Source organism: Muricoccus harenae, from assembly GCF_009848505.1.
In the GTDB taxonomy this organism is placed as follows: domain Bacteria; phylum Pseudomonadota; class Alphaproteobacteria; order Acetobacterales; family Acetobacteraceae; genus Roseomonas; species Roseomonas harenae.
In genome coordinates this window covers 1-14,153 of the sequence record NZ_WWDL01000060.1, presented here as the reverse complement: position 1 = coordinate 14,153, position 14,153 = coordinate 1, and the positions used below count along the sequence as shown (strand labels likewise).

At 68.2% G+C, this 14,153-nt stretch carries 17 protein-coding genes; 10 read left to right on the top strand and 7 right to left on the bottom strand.

The genetic code is table 11. The features are described from left to right. Positions 1 to 380: 380 nt before the first annotated feature. Positions 381 to 1,460, bottom strand: a complete 1,080-nt coding sequence (epmA, locus tag GSE44_RS24275; protein ID WP_159351413.1) for an EF-P lysine aminoacylase EpmA — start codon at positions 1,458 to 1,460, stop codon at positions 381 to 383. 70 nt (positions 1,461 to 1,530) lie between these two features. On the opposite strand from epmA, the gene GSE44_RS24270 reads away from it, so the two are divergent. Then, positions 1,531 to 2,604, top strand: coding sequence for a lysine-2,3-aminomutase-like protein (locus GSE44_RS24270; protein WP_159351410.1), 1,074 nt, complete (start codon positions 1,531 to 1,533; stop codon positions 2,602 to 2,604). A 20-nt stretch (positions 2,605 to 2,624) separates the two neighbouring features. Here GSE44_RS24270 and GSE44_RS24265 read toward each other — a convergent pair whose 3' ends face one another. Further along, positions 2,625 to 3,755, bottom strand: a complete 1,131-nt coding sequence (locus GSE44_RS24265; protein WP_159351409.1) for a GNAT family N-acetyltransferase — start codon at positions 3,753 to 3,755, stop codon at positions 2,625 to 2,627. A gap of 773 nt (positions 3,756 to 4,528) precedes the next feature. Further along, positions 4,529 to 5,455: a manganese catalase family protein gene (locus tag GSE44_RS24260; protein ID WP_159351408.1), complete on the bottom strand. Its 927-nt coding sequence runs from the start codon at positions 5,453 to 5,455 to the stop codon at positions 4,529 to 4,531. 189 nt (positions 5,456 to 5,644) lie between these two features. Here GSE44_RS24260 and GSE44_RS24255 point away from each other — a divergent pair, with 189 nt between their 5' ends. Beyond that, complete coding sequence (locus GSE44_RS24255; protein ID WP_159351407.1) at positions 5,645 to 6,655, top strand: tripartite tricarboxylate transporter substrate-binding protein; 1,011 nt, start codon at positions 5,645 to 5,647, stop codon at positions 6,653 to 6,655. A gap of 191 nt (positions 6,656 to 6,846) precedes the next feature. Here GSE44_RS24255 and GSE44_RS24250 read toward each other — a convergent pair whose 3' ends face one another. Together GSE44_RS24250 and GSE44_RS24245 are read right to left on the bottom strand one after the other, a co-directional pair. Continuing rightward, positions 6,847 to 7,329, bottom strand: a complete 483-nt coding sequence (locus tag GSE44_RS24250) for an SRPBCC domain-containing protein (protein ID WP_159351406.1) — start codon at positions 7,327 to 7,329, stop codon at positions 6,847 to 6,849. Continuing rightward, positions 7,316 to 7,666 carry an ArsR/SmtB family transcription factor gene (locus tag GSE44_RS24245; protein ID WP_235925118.1) on the bottom strand — a complete coding sequence of 117 codons (351 nt, stop codon included), beginning with the start codon at positions 7,664 to 7,666 and terminating at the stop codon, positions 7,316 to 7,318. The genes GSE44_RS24250 and GSE44_RS24245 overlap by 14 nt, the downstream gene beginning before the upstream one ends. 173 nt (positions 7,667 to 7,839) lie before the next feature. Here GSE44_RS24245 and efp point away from each other — a divergent pair, with 173 nt between their 5' ends. The 7 genes from efp to GSE44_RS24210 all read left to right on the top strand — a co-directional run bounded on the left by efp (position 7,840) and on the right by GSE44_RS24210 (position 13,320). Then, positions 7,840 to 8,409, top strand: a complete 570-nt coding sequence (gene efp / locus GSE44_RS24240) for an elongation factor P (protein WP_159351405.1) — start codon at positions 7,840 to 7,842, stop codon at positions 8,407 to 8,409. Between the two features lie 58 nt (positions 8,410 to 8,467). After that, positions 8,468 to 9,304 (top strand): inositol monophosphatase family protein, encoded by an 837-nt coding sequence (locus GSE44_RS24235; protein ID WP_159351411.1) that lies wholly within the window; start codon positions 8,468 to 8,470, stop codon positions 9,302 to 9,304. A gap of 67 nt (positions 9,305 to 9,371) precedes the next feature. Beyond that, positions 9,372 to 9,518, top strand: coding sequence for a hypothetical protein (locus GSE44_RS24230; RefSeq protein ID WP_159351404.1), 147 nt, complete (start codon positions 9,372 to 9,374; stop codon positions 9,516 to 9,518). 96 nt (positions 9,519 to 9,614) lie between these two features. Next, positions 9,615 to 10,919 carry an SAM-dependent methyltransferase gene (locus tag GSE44_RS24225; protein ID WP_159351403.1) on the top strand — a complete coding sequence of 435 codons (1,305 nt, stop codon included), beginning with the start codon at positions 9,615 to 9,617 and terminating at the stop codon, positions 10,917 to 10,919. Continuing rightward, the gene (locus tag GSE44_RS24220) at positions 10,916 to 11,608 is read left to right on the top strand and encodes a hypothetical protein (protein ID WP_159351402.1); all 693 of its coding nucleotides are present in this window, start codon (positions 10,916 to 10,918) and stop codon (positions 11,606 to 11,608) included. Before GSE44_RS24225 ends, GSE44_RS24220 begins: the two co-directional genes overlap by 4 nt. Before the next feature lie 6 nt (positions 11,609 to 11,614). Next, on the top strand, positions 11,615 to 12,775 hold the full coding sequence (locus GSE44_RS24215; protein ID WP_159351401.1) for an FUSC family protein: 1,161 nt from the start codon (positions 11,615 to 11,617) through the stop codon (positions 12,773 to 12,775). 71 nt (positions 12,776 to 12,846) lie between these two features. After that, a complete protein-coding gene (locus GSE44_RS24210) occupies positions 12,847 to 13,320 on the top strand; it encodes an AAC(3)-I family aminoglycoside N-acetyltransferase (RefSeq protein WP_201306232.1) in 474 nt (157 codons plus the stop codon). A gap of 41 nt (positions 13,321 to 13,361) precedes the next feature. Here the strand turns inward: GSE44_RS24210 and GSE44_RS24205 are convergent, their stop codons facing one another. Continuing rightward, positions 13,362 to 13,727 (bottom strand): MmcQ/YjbR family DNA-binding protein, encoded by a 366-nt coding sequence (locus GSE44_RS24205; protein WP_159351399.1) that lies wholly within the window; start codon positions 13,725 to 13,727, stop codon positions 13,362 to 13,364. Positions 13,728 to 13,919: 192 nt separating this feature from the next. Here GSE44_RS24205 and GSE44_RS26365 point away from each other — a divergent pair, with 192 nt between their 5' ends. Then, entirely contained in the window at positions 13,920 to 14,048 is a 129-nt protein-coding gene (locus GSE44_RS26365) for a hypothetical protein (RefSeq protein WP_268893699.1), read from the top strand. Here GSE44_RS26365 and GSE44_RS24200 read toward each other — a convergent pair. Next, the coding region (locus GSE44_RS24200) for a transposase (protein WP_159351277.1) at positions 14,041 to 14,153 on the bottom strand (113 nt) is incomplete at its 5' end. The two genes, GSE44_RS26365 and GSE44_RS24200, sit on opposite strands and share 8 nt — an antisense overlap.

Below are 14,153 nucleotides of genomic sequence, written 5' to 3'. Positions count from 1 at the left end.
AGCCTCAAAGATTGGGCTCGCATTGCTCTCCGGCGCGACAAGACCCGCCGCAGCTGGATGGGCTTCGCCCACCTCGCCGCCACGATGATCAACCTACGCATCGCAGAGTCCGGTCACAGACCCTAGGGCGCAGACGAATACCCCGCTCCCGAGCGAGCCGCGCGCCCGGAAGATCGCCGTCATGACTCCGAAGTAGAGCACCGCCTGCGCCAGGAGCAGCATCACACCATTCACAGCCGCCACTCCGCCTCATCGCTGCAGGGCCGAACGCCGTCCCCGCCGGTCCCGATCATCCACCCGATCGCCCGACACATGCATGGGCCGCGCCAGAGAGCAATCGTTGGTTGTGCAGATCGGGATCGTGCCGATCAGCGAGGGTCTCAGCCGGGCGCGAAGGGCCACCCCCCCAGCCACCGCGCCCCGTCCAGCTCCGGCACCCCCGCCGCAAGCATCGCCAGCCGGTCGAATCCCATCGCGATCCCCGCCGTGGGCGGCATCCCATGCTCCAGCGCCGCCAGGAAATCGGCATCCACGCCCCAGCTGCCGCCCAGCGTCGCGGCATGCAGCGCCTCCCGCTCCGCCACGTCCCGCTCGAAGCGCCGACGCTGCTCCACCGGATCGCACAGCTCGTCGAAGGCGTTGCCCAGCTCCAGCCCGGCCGCGAAAACCTCGAATCGCAGCGCCGCGCGCGGATCCGCCGGATCGCGGCGCGCCAGCGCCGCCTGGGGCGCAGGCCAATGCGTGAGGAAGCTCCCCCGCTCCCGCCCCAGATGCGGCTCCACATGCTCGAGCATCAGCTGGAAGAACAGGTCCTCCCAGCCCAGCCCGTCCGGAACCGCCAGCCCCGCCGCCCGGGCGGAGGCGGCCAGCACCGCCGCATCCCCCTCCGCCGTTGCGGGATCGACCGAGGCCAGCACATCCATCCCCCCCGCATGCCGCCGGAAGGCCTCCGCCACCGTCATCCGCTCGAAGGGCAGGGACAGCGTCGTCGCCACCCCCGCATGCGCCACCACCGGCGGCAGCACGGCGCGCAGGTAATCCTCCACCGCATCCATCAGCCCGCCGAGCCCGGCGCCGCGCAGATACACCTCCAGCATGGTGAATTCCGGCGCATGCCGCGGTGAGACCTCGCCGTTCCGCCACACCCGTGCGAACTCGAAGCAATCCCCCACCCCCGCCACCAGCAGCCGCTTGATCGCCAGCTCCGGCGAGGTGCGGAGCCAGAGATCCTGCCCCTCCCCCCGCCCCAGATGCGGCTCGAAGCGGGAGCGGAAGCCATGCAGATGCACCTCCATCCCGGGCACCGGCACGAGGCAGGGCGTCTCCACCTCCAGGCAACCCCGCCCCTCCCAGAAGGCGCCGGTCTCACGGACCAGCGCCCCCCGCCGCCGCAGCGCCGGCAGCCGGGCCGCGAACGCATCGGGATGCCAAACGGGAAGAGGGTCATGCGGCACCGGCATCGGCTCCATGCGGCGGGGATTCCAGCGCCTTCCGTGACACAAGCCCCCGAAGAGGGCTACCAGCCCCGGCATGCCCGATGGCTCGATCCCCACCCCCCGCCCCCTGCGCGACGCGGACGCCCTGGCGGGTGCCGGCCTGGTCCCGGCCGAATCCCTCCCCGCCCTGCGGCAGGTGGCCGCGCGCTATGCCGTCTCCGTCACCCCGGCCATGGCCGCGCTGATCGACCCCGCCGACCCCGCGGACCCCATCGCAGCCCAGTACATCCCCCGCGCCTGGGAGCTGGAAACCACCCCCCAGGAACTGGCGGATCCGATCGCCGACCATCCCCACACCCCGGTGAAGGGCGTCGTCCACCGCTACCCCGACCGCGCCCTTCTGAAGCCGCTCCTCGCCTGTCCGGTCTATTGCCGCTTCTGCTTCCGCCGCGAGCAGGTCGGCCCCGCTGGCGGCGTGCTCAGCGAGGCGGAACTCGACACCGCCCTCGAATGGTTCGCCACCCATCCGCAGGTGCAGGAAGCCATCCTCACGGGCGGCGACCCGCTGATGCTCTCCCCCCGCCGCCTCGCCCATATCGTGCGGCGTCTGTCGGCGATGCCGCATATCCGGATCATCCGCCTGCACAGCCGCGTTCCGGTCGCCGACCCCGCCCGTATCACCGATGCCCTGGCCGAGGCGCTCGACACCGAAACCGCCCTCTTCCTCTGCCTGCACGCCAACCACACCCGCGAATTCACGGATGACGCCCGCGCCGCCCTGCGCCGCCTTTCCCGCGCCGGCGTCGCGCTGCTCGGCCAGACCGTCCTGCTGCGCGGCGTGAATGACACGGCGGAGACGCTGGAAGCCCTCCTCCGCACCATGCTCGCCCATCGGGTGAAGCCCTATTACCTGCACCAGCTGGACCGCGCCCCCGGCACCGCCCGCTTCGAGGTGCCCATCGCCGAAGGCCGCGCCCTGCTGGAATCGCTGCGCGGCCGAGTCACCGGCCTCGCCTGGCCGACCTATGCGCTCGATCTGCCGGACGGCCAGGGCAAGGCCCCCATCGGCCCCGACTTCGCCGAGCGCCGCGACGGCGGCTGGCAGGTCCGCGGCCCTCTCGGTGGGGCCCATTTCCAGCCCGACCAGGACGCCGCGCCCGCCGGGTGAATTCCACCTGGCAGCCTGGATCAGCGCTCGGCAAGCGCCGCCGGTCTGTCAGAAGCCGACCGGTCATTGGCCGGTACAGCCGTTCGCACAGGCGCATGATCGCTCCGTCGGTATCGGAACACGACCTCGCTGGTCGAATGGCTCACCGAACGGCATTGGTCACGGAAAAATCGCAGGCCAGGATCTTCCGTAATTCCGGAATTGTCATAATAGGAGCCGAGAAAGAACCGGCCCTTCGGCGCACGCTCATAGGCTTCGCGGATCATGCGCAGCATCAGGAACCAAGACATGCCCATGTTGCCGTCGAGAGAGCCGGATTCCATGTAGTAGGTAAAGGGCCCGAAGGTGACGCCGCCATAGGCCGCGACCGCTTTTCCGTCGGCCTGCAGCACGGCCGTGTACACCTCGTCACCAAGCGCAGCGGTGCGCAGCCAGAACCGAAAAAGAAAGTTCAGCGACTTTCCGTTCAGTTGCTTGCGGTCATGCATCTTCTTCCGCAGGCGCACCAGCTGGTACAGATCCGCCATGGTGGAACGGCCTCTGTGCTGGCTGACGACCAGTTGCCCAGCCTCCTTTTCCGCCCGCTTCGCATTCCGCTTCGCATTCGAGCTGACACTCGCCAAATAGGAATCCCAGCTTTTCCATTGCGAGAAGTCGATGAAATGGACCGTCGCGGACGCGGTGGAAATCGGCGTGACACCCGCAATGGAGGCCAGATCATCGGCACGCGACGGCTCAAGGTTCCAGCGTCCGCCGTAATGGTATTCGCCATCGCCAAGATGAGCCAGCAGGGCGGCCATGGCATCGTGCCACATGTACCGGTACTCGGGCAGGATTTGCAGCCCCTCGGCAAACACGCGCCGGCGCCGGCCCACCCCCACCGCCGCCTGGGCGATCTTCAGTGACCGGCCATCAAGCTCGATGTGCAAGGAGAGGTAATGCACGCGGCAGCGGAGATGATGATCAAGCTGCCAGGCGCGCGAGGCGCGATAAGATCCGCGGAACGAGGCGCCGCAGCGTGCCGCGAAGTCGTCCCATTCAGCTTTGGACTGGGTGTTCGTCGCGACTGTTATCGCGGCTGGAAAACTGGGGAGCGACTCTGCAAGCCCGACATTGCAGCTGGGTTCTTCAGCCAGCGCTTTGATATGCATCACCGCTTGTCGCTCCCTTACGCCATGATGAAGGACGTAGAATCCAATCGGAGGGCTGAGGCCTTCTCCTGGACCTGAGAAACGGCTGCGCAGGGCTGGAACCCGCCGGTTCCGCCCTGTGCCGCAATCCACGAACTTGGGTTGGGTCATGCTTCGCTGGGCGCGTCCCGGTGGAGACCCGGGCGGAGCCGCCGCTGTGGCAGAACGTCAACTGGCGAGCGCTGAGGGTATGGGGCTCGCCGGTGGCATCACAAACCTTCAGCTGGACCTCCTCAGGCGCGAACAGGCACCGCCCCGCCCGGCAAGGCATGGCCGTGCAAGGCTCCAGTAGCCCCACTCTGATCATCTTCGGTTGCGCAGTCCTATCGTTCTTGGTCCAGAACGACTACCAATTCGGTGTGCGCTCGCCAAACCGGCGGAAGCGGAGCACGACCCTCGCGCCAACTCGGTTGCGGAGCCCCGCACAGGGCTCGATGTCGCGGCAATCTGTGTCCGCCGCGTACTGTCTCGCGAAACAAGTCAGGAGCCCAGCTGGCCCTCAGGTCACGAGCCGCTCGTGCAATGTAACGGCCTTGCAAACCCGGACGGGAATGGTGGCGGGCTGCAGGGTTCTGAATGGATGGGAGCAGCAATGCCGCCTGTGGCCCTGGCGCAACCGGGCACCGCTGCCCCCCTCTCAGCGTCGAAACGCGCTCCCCTGCCGTCGCGAATGCACAGGCCATGCATATCGCAGGCTGCAGGGCAGCTCGCCTTGAACGATCAGAAGCCGCCTCTTAGCGCGACTTCTGGTAGAGCTTGCTCGCGATCTCATACATTTCCTCCGGCGCATAATCCGGCGTGAAGGCCGAGGGAATGCCTGTGAGCTGGTGGATCTTGCCACCCTCTGGCATCCCATCCACCACCGTCAGCTCGCCGGGCGGATCGGTCGGCAGCGCCTGCTCGCCATTGCCCCAGATGCCCGACATCTCCTTGTAGTCGGCCGGGCTGAACGTATAGAGCCTCCGGTGCGACCCCTCGTTCAGGTATTTCTGGCACTCCGGAATCTTGTCCAGCGGGATGTTCGGCACCGGCAGGAACTGCTCCAGCGAAACGCCGGTGATCTTCTTCAGCGCGAGCGCATAGGCATGCGCATGCACCGAGCCGCGCACCAGCAGATAGCCGCAGACCTCGCGCCCCGTCGGATCGCTCAGGCTCTCATAGACCCGCAGCTTGTGCAGCCGCGCGCCGCATTCGAGATGGAAGTTGTGCAGGAGGTCGAAAACGACATTCCCCGTCGTCGTCACCATGTCGGCGTTCCAGGACATGGAGTTGCTGTTCACCGGCACCGAGCCACCCGCATGCGAGAAGAAGGAGGCGGCCGAACGGATGTCCTTCATCGCCTCAAAGGGCGCGCCGGAAATGTCACCGCCATCGCCCTCATCGGCACCCGGCATGTCCGGCCCGTTGTTCAGCATGGCGACGCCGTTACTCACCAGCTCCACATGCCCCAGCTCCTCCGCCGTAATGCTGGCGACCAGGCTGTAGAAAGGCTTCAGCTTGTCCTTGCTGCGAAAGTTGAAGCTCTGGAACATGTAGTTTCCGAGCGTGGACATCTCGCCATATTTGCCGCCCAGCAATTCCTGCAGGGCCGCTGCCGCATTCGGATCCTTCTTCTTCGGTGCCGGTAGCTCGGCCTGGAGCTTGTCGACGCGCATGAACATGGGGATCTCTCCGCTGAAGGTGCGCGCTTCCAACGGGCGGAATCGAGAATGGTTATCAATCTGACGAAACCGTGCGAGCCCGCGGAACCCTGCCCCGGGCACCGCTCCCCCTTTCCCTTCCCCGCCGCAGCGGTCCAGACTTTCCCCGGACGCAACGGCGCCACCTAGCACGCCGCAGGGAGAATGTTCATGACCGAGATCACCCGCCGCAGTCTCGCGGCGGCAACCTTTGCCTCGCTTGGCGCCACACTCGCCTCCCGCCCTGCCGGTGCCCAGGGAACATCGGGCGGCGCGGCCTTCCCCACCCGCCCCATCACCATGGTCATCCCCTTCGCGCCGGGCGGTCCCACCGACATCGTCGGCCGCCTCATGGCCGAGAGCATGGCGCGCGAGATCGGCCAGCCCGTGGTGGTGGAGAACACGACCGGCGCCGGCGGCACGCTCGGCGCCCAGCGCGTCGCGACGGCCCGGCCGGACGGCTACACCATCCTGCTGCACCACATCGGCATGGGGGTGATCCCCACCATGTATCGCCGCCTCGCCTACGATCCGGTGAACGGCTTCGAGCCGCTCGGCCTGGTCACCGAGGTGCCGATGACCATTGTCGGCCGCAAGGACATCCCGGCTGGCAACTTCGCCGAACTCATTGCCTACATGAAGAAGCAGGGCGACGGCTTCAATCTGGCCGATGCTGGTATCGGCTCATCCTCCGCCCTCTGCGGCGCCCTCTTCGCCAATGCCATCGGGGTGAAGCCCACCGTCATCCCCTTCCGCGGCACGGGCCCCGCGATGCAGGAGATCCTCGGCGGCCGCGTCGACATCCTTTGCGACCAGACGACCCAGACCACCGAATACATCCGCGGCGGCCAGGTGAAGGTCTTCGCCACCCCCTCACGCAGCCGCATCGCCACTTTGCCCGATATCCCCACCACCGCCGAGGCCGGCCTTCCCGGCTTCGAGGTGACGGTCTGGCACGGCCTCTACGCGCCCAAGGGCACCCCCGCCCCCATCTGTGCGCGCCTCACGCAGTCCCTTCAGGCCGCGCTGCGCGACCCGCGCATCGTCCAGCGCTTCTCTGAGATCGGCACCGCGCCGGTCTCTCAGGAAGACGCCACGCGGGAAGCCCATCAGCGCTTCTGGACGGCTGATATCGCGAAGTGGAAGCCCATCATCGAGACCACCGGCAGCTACGCCGACTGACCCCAGCTTGGGGCGCCATCCCCAGGAAGGCGCCCCGGCCGAACCATTTTCTCACAGAGTTTTCCACAGGCCGGCGGTAGAAAAAAGCAAGCACAAGCAAGACATTACGGATCGATCCGGGCGCGATCCCACAACGTTTCCCACTAAGTGCACTCTCGATTCTGTGAGCAATGTCGCGCCCGCGAAGCCCATCAGCCGACGGTGGGCTGCTCCATCCCGGCCACCATTTCCGCCAGCTGGTCCAGACCGGAACCGACGCCCCATTCGAAGCCGGCACCCAGATGCATGGCCTTCATCGCCTTCGAGGCGAAGAGCGTGTGCATGGTCAGCAAGGTCCGCCCCGACGTCTCCTCGAAGCTGACCGTTACGATCATCTTCTCCGCCCCCGGCGCGTCGAAGCCATTGTCATAGACGATCCGCCGCCCGGGGGTGATCTCCAGGTACTCGCCCCCGAAAGGCGTGTTTTGCCGCCCGTCCGGCCCCGTCATGGCAAAGCGGAACCGCCCGCCCACGCGGAAATCGACCTCGCAGAGGGTTAGCGGCCAGCCCACCGGCCCGAACCACCGCCTCAAGTGCTCGGGCCGGCTCCAGGCCTCGAACAGCAGCCGCGCCGGCGCATCGAAGTGCCGCGTGATGACGAAGGATAGGTCCTCCGCCGGCTCAATCTTCCCCATGGCCGCTCTCCTTTCCCTTCAGTTCCTCGACATAGGCCTCAAGCCGTTCCAGCCCGGCCTCCCAGAAGCCTCTGTAGTTCCCGATCCAGCCCGCCGCCTCGGCGAGCGGCGCCGCTTCCAGCCGCACCGGCCGGAACTGCGCCGCCCGCCCGCGCGAGACGAGCCCCGCCCCCTGCAGCACCTTCAGGTGCTTCGAAATGGTCGGCTGGCTGAGCCCGAAGGGCGCCACCAGCTCGTTCACCGTCGCCTCCCCTTCGGCCAGCCGCGCGAGGATTGCGCGCCGCGTCGGATCCGCCAGCGCCCCGAAGACCCGATCCAGATGCCCTGCTTCCAGCACCGACTAATTACCCATCCACTATATTTCCGATAGGCTATTTAAAGAGCCACGATCCTGTCAAGCGGAGCCCGCGTGGCCCCGCCTCACGGCCCCACCTTGTTGCCAATCAGAGGCCCCACGTGTAAGGCCCCCGCCCGATCCTTACCAATCAGACGACGACAGGACGCCCCGCCATGGCGAAGATGCAGGCCAATCAGATGCGCGCCGGCATGGTCATCGAGTTCGAGGGCCAGCGCTACACGATCCTGAAGCAGAACATCATGATCCCCGGCAAGGGGAACGCGATCATCCAGGTCGACATGCGCAACATCAAGACGGGCGCCAAGAAGGACCAGCGCTGGCGCACCGCCGATACCGTCGAGCGCCTGCAGACCGAGGACAAGGAGTTCACCTTCTCCTATGCCGAGGGCGACCACCTCGTGCTGATGGATCCGGAGACCTTCGAGCAGACCACCGTCTCCAAGGACATCCTTGGTGACCGCCTGCCCTTCCTCGCCGAGAACATGACCGTCAACGTCCGCCTCATCGAGGGCGAGCCGGTCGCCATGGGCCTGCCCGATACCGTTGTCCTCGAGATCGTCGAGGCCGACCCGGTCGTGAAGGGCCAGACCGCCTCCTCCTCCTACAAGCCCGCGCTGCTCTCCAATGGTGTGAAGACCATGGTTCCCCCCTTCATCACCGCCGGCGAGAAGATCGTCGTCCGCACCGAGGACGCCTCCTACCTGGAGCGGGCAAAGGGCTGAGACCCAAGGAAAAACTGTAATGTCCGGCGCCCAGCCCTCCGCGCGGCTCTCCCCCGCGATGACCGTCGTCATCAACGCCGCCCGCAAGGCGGCGCGGCGCCTGCTGCGCGACTTCGGCGAGGTCGAGAATCTCCAGGTCAGCAGCAAGGGCCCGGGCGACTTCGTCTCCCAGGCCGACCTGCGCGCCGAGGAGACGCTGCGCGAGGAGCTGCGCCGAGCCCGCCCGAACTTCGCCTTCCTCATGGAGGAGTCCGGCGAGAGCGGGCAGGCCGATTGGGAATGGCGCTGGGTCGTCGATCCGCTCGACGGCACCACCAACTTCCTCCACGGCATCCCGCAATGGTGCATCTCGGTCGGCATCGAGAAGCGCCTGACGGCGGATACGTCGGAGATAGTGGCCGGCGTCATCTACAACCCTGCCACGGACGAGCTGTTCTGGGCCGAGAAGGGCCGCGGCGCCTTCCTCAACGACAAGCGCCTGCGCGTCTCCGGCCGGCGCGACATGAACGCCGCCCTCTTCGCCACGGGCATCCCCTTCGCCAAGGTGCCGCACCGCGCGGAGTTCAGCACCACCCTCGCCCGGCTGATGCCGCAGGTGGCCGGCATCCGCCGCTTCGGCTCCGCAGCCCTCGACCTCGCCTGGGTCGCGGCTGGCCGCTACGAGGGCTACTGGGAACTCGGCCTCAAGCCCTGGGACTGCGCGGCTGGCATCATTATGGTGAAGGAGGCCGGAGGCTACGTGACCGGCCCGGGTGACGAGGACCCCTACGCCACCGGCAACATCGTTGCCGGCAACCCCTTCCTCCACGGCAAGCTGCGCGAAGCGGTGGCCGAGGGCATCGCCTATGTCGCCGAGCGGCGCGGCGGCGGAGAGCCGACCACTCCCGCCGGCTGAACGGTTGCGGCCGGACCGGGATGATCTTCCCGCCCGGCCCTCTATTTGAGGACGAGACCCCGGGGCCATGGTGCCGGCCGCCTACGGTCTGCAGAGCGACATCCCCATGCCTGTCATCCTGCCCAGCGTTCGCTTCCTCGGCATGCTCCAAGCCGCCTCCACCCTTGAGGAGACGCGCTTCACCTTCCGCCTGGCGATCCGCCCGGCCGCATAGTCCGCCGCCGACTGAGCGCCTGCCCAGACGACCAGCGCCCAATTGACCGGCCCCCTGGCCCCATCGCATTCCTGCCGAAACAACGCGGACCTGCCCGTGCCCCAGCAAGACAAGCGCCTTGACGCCGCGCGCCGCCTCTTCGTCCATCTGGGCGAGAAGCTCGGCGCCGATCTGGAGATCCGCCTCTGGAATGGCGAGCGCGTGCCCCTGGGCCCCAAGCCAAGCGGCGACCTCGCCCTCGCGCTGAACAGCCCGGACGCCCTCACCCGCGCCATCCGCCGCCCGCGCCTGACCACGCTGATCGAGCTGATCGCCGCCGGCGACATCACCATCGAGGGCGGCACCCTGCTGGAGCTTGCCGCCCGCCGCGGCAGCATGGACCGCAAGGGCCTGGTCAGGCGCCTCGACAAGCGCCTTCTGCTCGGCGCCCTTCTGCCCTTCCTCTTCCGCGCCCCGAAGACCGCCGTTGCCAGCCACGCCTATTCCGGCGCCGAGGCCGCGAAGGACAGCGAGGGCCGCGACAACAAGCCTCTCATCCAGTTCCACTACGACCTGTCGAACGAGTTCTACGGCCTCTTCCTCGATCCCGAGATGGTCTATTCCTGCGCCTACTTCCCCGACTGGGACGCAAGTCTCGAGGAAGCCCAGCGCGCCAAGCTGGAGATGATCTGCCGCAAGCTCCGCCTGCAGCCCGGCGAACGCTTCCTCGATATCGGCTGCGGCTGGGGCGGGCTGGTCTGCCACGCCGCGCAGCACCACGGCGTCACCGCCCATGGCGTGACGCTCTCCCAGGCCCAGCTCGACTTCGCCCGCGCCAAGATCGCCCGCCTGGGCCTGCAGGACCGCGTCACCGTCGAGCTGAAGGACTACAAGGAACTCACCGGCGAATACGACAAGATCGCCTCCATCGGCATGTTCGAGCATGTCGGGCTCGACAACCACGCCGCCTATTTCCAGCACATGCGCAGCCTGTTGCGCCCGCGTGGCCTGCTGCTGAACCACGCCATCGCCCGTCCGGCGAAGAAGGACATGAAGGCCTTCCGCCGCAAGCGTCCCGAATTCGCCGCCCTGACCAAGTACATCTTTCCCGGCGGCGAGCTGGACTACATCGGCCTATCCCTCACCAATCTCGAGCGCCACGGCTTCGAGGTGCATGACGTCGAGGGCTGGCGCGAGCATTACGGCCGCACCTGCCGCCTCTGGACCGAACGCCTCCACGCCAACCGCGAGGCGGCGGAACGCGAGGTCGGTGCCGGCCGCACCCGCCTCTGGCTGCTCTACCTCGCCGGCTGCGCCCTGGCCTTCGAGCGGGGCAGCGTCGGCATCTTTCAGACCCTCGTCTCGAAGCGGGCGCGCGGCCCCAGCGGCCTGCCCCCCACCCGCGCCGACCTCTACCGTTGAGCCACCGTCCCGCCCGGCGCTTCAATACCATCAAGTCCTGGGCTACCTTCCGCGACGTGAACCTTTCCACCGCCCGCCGCGCCGCCGCGGCCCTGGCGCTCCTGCTCGCCGCGCTCCCCTTGGCGGCTCAGCAGCAGCAGCCCTCCGACCCGGGCATCGCCTCCGGGGGCGCCACCGATCCCGGCGCAGCGGGAGATCCGGGGCCCGACGCCCCAACGGACCCCGCCGCCGCCCCGCCCCGGGCCGCGGACCTGGCCGCCGCCCCCCGCCCGGCCCTGCCCGCGGATATCGCCGACCTCACCCTACCCGCCGGCTTTGCCCGCCTCCCCATCGGCGGCTGGCGCATCACGGGCCCGGCCGGCCAGGGTGAGCCCGACTCCGCCGCCTTCCTGGCGATCCAGACCATCGGCCATTACCTCGCGGAACAGAGCACCGGCCGCGTCACCATCGTCGCCCAGGCCTCGGGCCCCGCGGACGACCCCTCCATCGCCCGCCGCACCACCCTCGCCCGCGCCATCACCATCAAGGCCTCGCTGGTCCGCGGTGGCCTTCCCGGCACGCGCATCGACATCCGTCCGATGGGCCGCACGGCGGAGGCGATCGATGCGATCGACATCGTCGCGCCCCCCGCGCCCCGCGCACGGGGCGAAGCCGCCTCGCCACCCTCCCCTGCGCCGAGAGGCGGATAGGCCGCCATGACCAACCCGAACCGCTACCTCATCCGGATGGTGCTCTTCCTCGCCTGCGTGGCGCTGGTGGGCGGCCTGCTCTTCGGGGAGCTGCGCCACGCCTTCGCCGTGAACCCGGTGCTGAACGCGCTGATCCTGGCCGTCCTCATCCTCGGCATCGCCTGGACCATCCGCCAGGTGATCCTACTCAGGAACGAGGTCAGCTGGCTGGAGGCCTTCCGCGCCCCGCGCGAGGGCGGCACCGCCGGCCACGTCCCGCTCCCGTCCCAGCCCGCGCCCCGTCTCCTGGCTCCCATGGCCTCGATGCTCGCCTCCCGCCGCACCGAGCGCCTCTCCCTCTCCACCGTCGCCATGCGCAGCGTGCTGGACGGCATCGCCTCCCGCCTCGATGAGGAGCGGGAGCTCTCCCGCTACATGACCGGGCTGCTGATCTTCCTCGGCCTTCTCGGCACCTTCTGGGGTCTGATCCTGACCATCGGCTCGGTGTCCGATGTCATCCAGAACATGTCCGTCGGCTCCGGCGACGTGACCACCCTGTTCAACCAGCTGAAGAGCGGCCTCGCACAGCCGCTGAACGGCATGGGCGTCGCCTTCTCCTCCTCCATGCTCGGCCTCGCCTGCGCCCTGGTGCTCGGCTTCCTCGACCTCACCGCCGGCCAGGCCCAGACCCGCTTCTACAACGAGTTGGAGGAATGGCTCGCCGGTGTCACCCGCCTCTCCTCCGGCGTGCTCGGGAACGAAAGCAGCGAAGGCGGCTCCGTCCCGGCCTATGTCCAGGCCCTGCTGGAGCAGACCGCCGAGAACCTGGAAGGCCTGCAGCGCATCCTGACCCGCGGCGAGGAACGCGCCGCCCAGTCCGGCCGCGCCCTCGAAACCCTGACCGACCGCCTCGCCGTCCTTACCGATCAGATGCGCGCCAACCAGGTGCTGATGCAGCGCATGGCCGAGAACCAATCCGGCCTCGTCCCCATCCTCCAGCGCCTCGCCGAGACCGGCGAGCATGACGCGGCCTCCCGCGCCCATCTGCGCAATGTCGAGCTCTACCTCGCCCGCTTGCTGGAGGAATCCGCCCAGGGCCGCGCCCAATCCACCCAGGAGCTGCGCTCCGAGATCAAGGTTCTGGCCCGCACCATCGCCGCCCTGGCCGACGCGCCCCAGCAGACTTAGGCAGCATCACCGATCCAGCCTGCGGCCGCCCGGGCCGGATTCCGGCAAAGCCCCCGTGCTATCCGTGGGCCATGCCATCCTTGCCCACCAGCCTTCGCCGCCTCGGCCCCACGGACGTCCCGCTCCTTCGCAAGCTGAACGCCCTATTCGGCGACGCCTTCGGAGACCGCGAGACCTATGAGGGCGAGCCACCGACCGATGCCTATCTCGAAGGCCTGCTCGCGAAGGAGCATGTCTTCGTCATCGCGGCGCTCTCGGATGACCGAGTCCTGGGCGGCCTCGTCGCCTATGAGCTCGACAAGTTCGAGAGGATGCGGCGCGAGGTCTATATCTACGACCTCGCCGTCGACGCGGCGCACCGGCGGCGGCACATCGCGACCGACCTGATCGGGCATCTGCGCGATATCGCCGCGCGGCGCGGCGCCTGGGTCGTCTATGTCCAGGCCGACCATGGTGACGACCCGGCCATCGCCCTCTACACGGAGCTCGGCACCCGCGAGGACGTCCTGCATTTCGACATCGGGGTCGAGCCACAGCCTCGCTGATCCGCGCTTCGCCCCGGATGGGGCGCCTGGCCACACAGCCTTCAGGGGCGGGCCGCCTCCTCCCCCACCAGCCTCGCCAGCCGCCTCGGCGCGATCAGTCGGTAGCTCCGCCGCACCATCGCCGCGACTTCCTCCCAATCCGTGCGGCGATCCAAACGGATGCCAACCCAGCCCTTCACTCCCAGATAGGGCGGCACGAAGAACCGTCCCGGCTCCGCACCCACCAGCACCCCCTGGATTCCAGCCGGCACCTTGCACCAGGCGACGCTCCCGCCATCCGCCGCCCGCTCCAGTGCAAACATCTTCTCCCGCACCCGGAAAGTCGGCCGCCCCCAAGCCTCCTTCTCCGTGGCATCCGGCAGGGCGAGGCAGATGGAGCGAAGGCAGTCTATGGGCTGTCGTGACATGACCCTCTCCTGTAGTCTGTTCCGGCGCCCCGTGCAGCCGGCCCGGACCCTCCGGCCGCCACCGCGGCGCATGGCGCTCAGGGAGGCGCCGTCCCCGGCATGAGAAGCGCAGGCACGCCCCAGCTTGATTCCGTCTGATCCCCCCCGGCAGGGGCGGCGGCCGGCCTCGCCGACTCGCGTGGTAAGCCCCGCATGGCACTAGGAAACTCCCGCCGCGGCGGACAGCGCGAGGGCATGAACGCCTGGCCCGGCTATGTCGACGCGCTGGCCACGCTGCTCATCATCATCATCTTCGTCCTGCTAGGGCCTGTCCTCAGATGAGCCAGACATAGGCTGCGGCGAGGTGGATCGCGCCGAGGAAGTTACGTGCGGTCTTGTCGTAGCGGGTGGCAATGGCACGGAACTGCTTGAGCTTGGCGAAGAAGT

Coding starts and splice junctions, on each gene's coding strand:
- epmA (WP_159351413.1), bottom strand. CDS start 1,460: ATGCCGGTGCCGCATGACCCTCTTCCCGTTTGGCATCCCGATGCGTTC.
- GSE44_RS24270 (WP_159351410.1), top strand. CDS start 1,531: ATGCCCGATGGCTCGATCCCCACCCCCCGCCCCCTGCGCGACGCGGAC.
- GSE44_RS24265 (WP_159351409.1), bottom strand. CDS start 3,755: ATGCATATCAAAGCGCTGGCTGAAGAACCCAGCTGCAATGTCGGGCTT.
- GSE44_RS24260 (WP_159351408.1), bottom strand. CDS start 5,455: ATGTTCATGCGCGTCGACAAGCTCCAGGCCGAGCTACCGGCACCGAAG.
- GSE44_RS24255 (WP_159351407.1), top strand. CDS start 5,645: ATGACCGAGATCACCCGCCGCAGTCTCGCGGCGGCAACCTTTGCCTCG.
- GSE44_RS24250 (WP_159351406.1), bottom strand. CDS start 7,329: ATGGGGAAGATTGAGCCGGCGGAGGACCTATCCTTCGTCATCACGCGG.
- efp (WP_159351405.1), top strand. CDS start 7,840: ATGGCGAAGATGCAGGCCAATCAGATGCGCGCCGGCATGGTCATCGAG.
- GSE44_RS24235 (WP_159351411.1), top strand. CDS start 8,468: ATGACCGTCGTCATCAACGCCGCCCGCAAGGCGGCGCGGCGCCTGCTG.
- GSE44_RS24230 (WP_159351404.1), top strand. CDS start 9,372: ATGGTGCCGGCCGCCTACGGTCTGCAGAGCGACATCCCCATGCCTGTC.
- GSE44_RS24215 (WP_159351401.1), top strand. CDS start 11,615: ATGACCAACCCGAACCGCTACCTCATCCGGATGGTGCTCTTCCTCGCC.
- GSE44_RS24210 (WP_201306232.1), top strand. CDS start 12,847: ATGCCATCCTTGCCCACCAGCCTTCGCCGCCTCGGCCCCACGGACGTC.
- GSE44_RS24205 (WP_159351399.1), bottom strand. CDS start 13,727: ATGTCACGACAGCCCATAGACTGCCTTCGCTCCATCTGCCTCGCCCTG.
- GSE44_RS26365 (WP_268893699.1), top strand. CDS start 13,920: ATGGCACTAGGAAACTCCCGCCGCGGCGGACAGCGCGAGGGCATGAAC.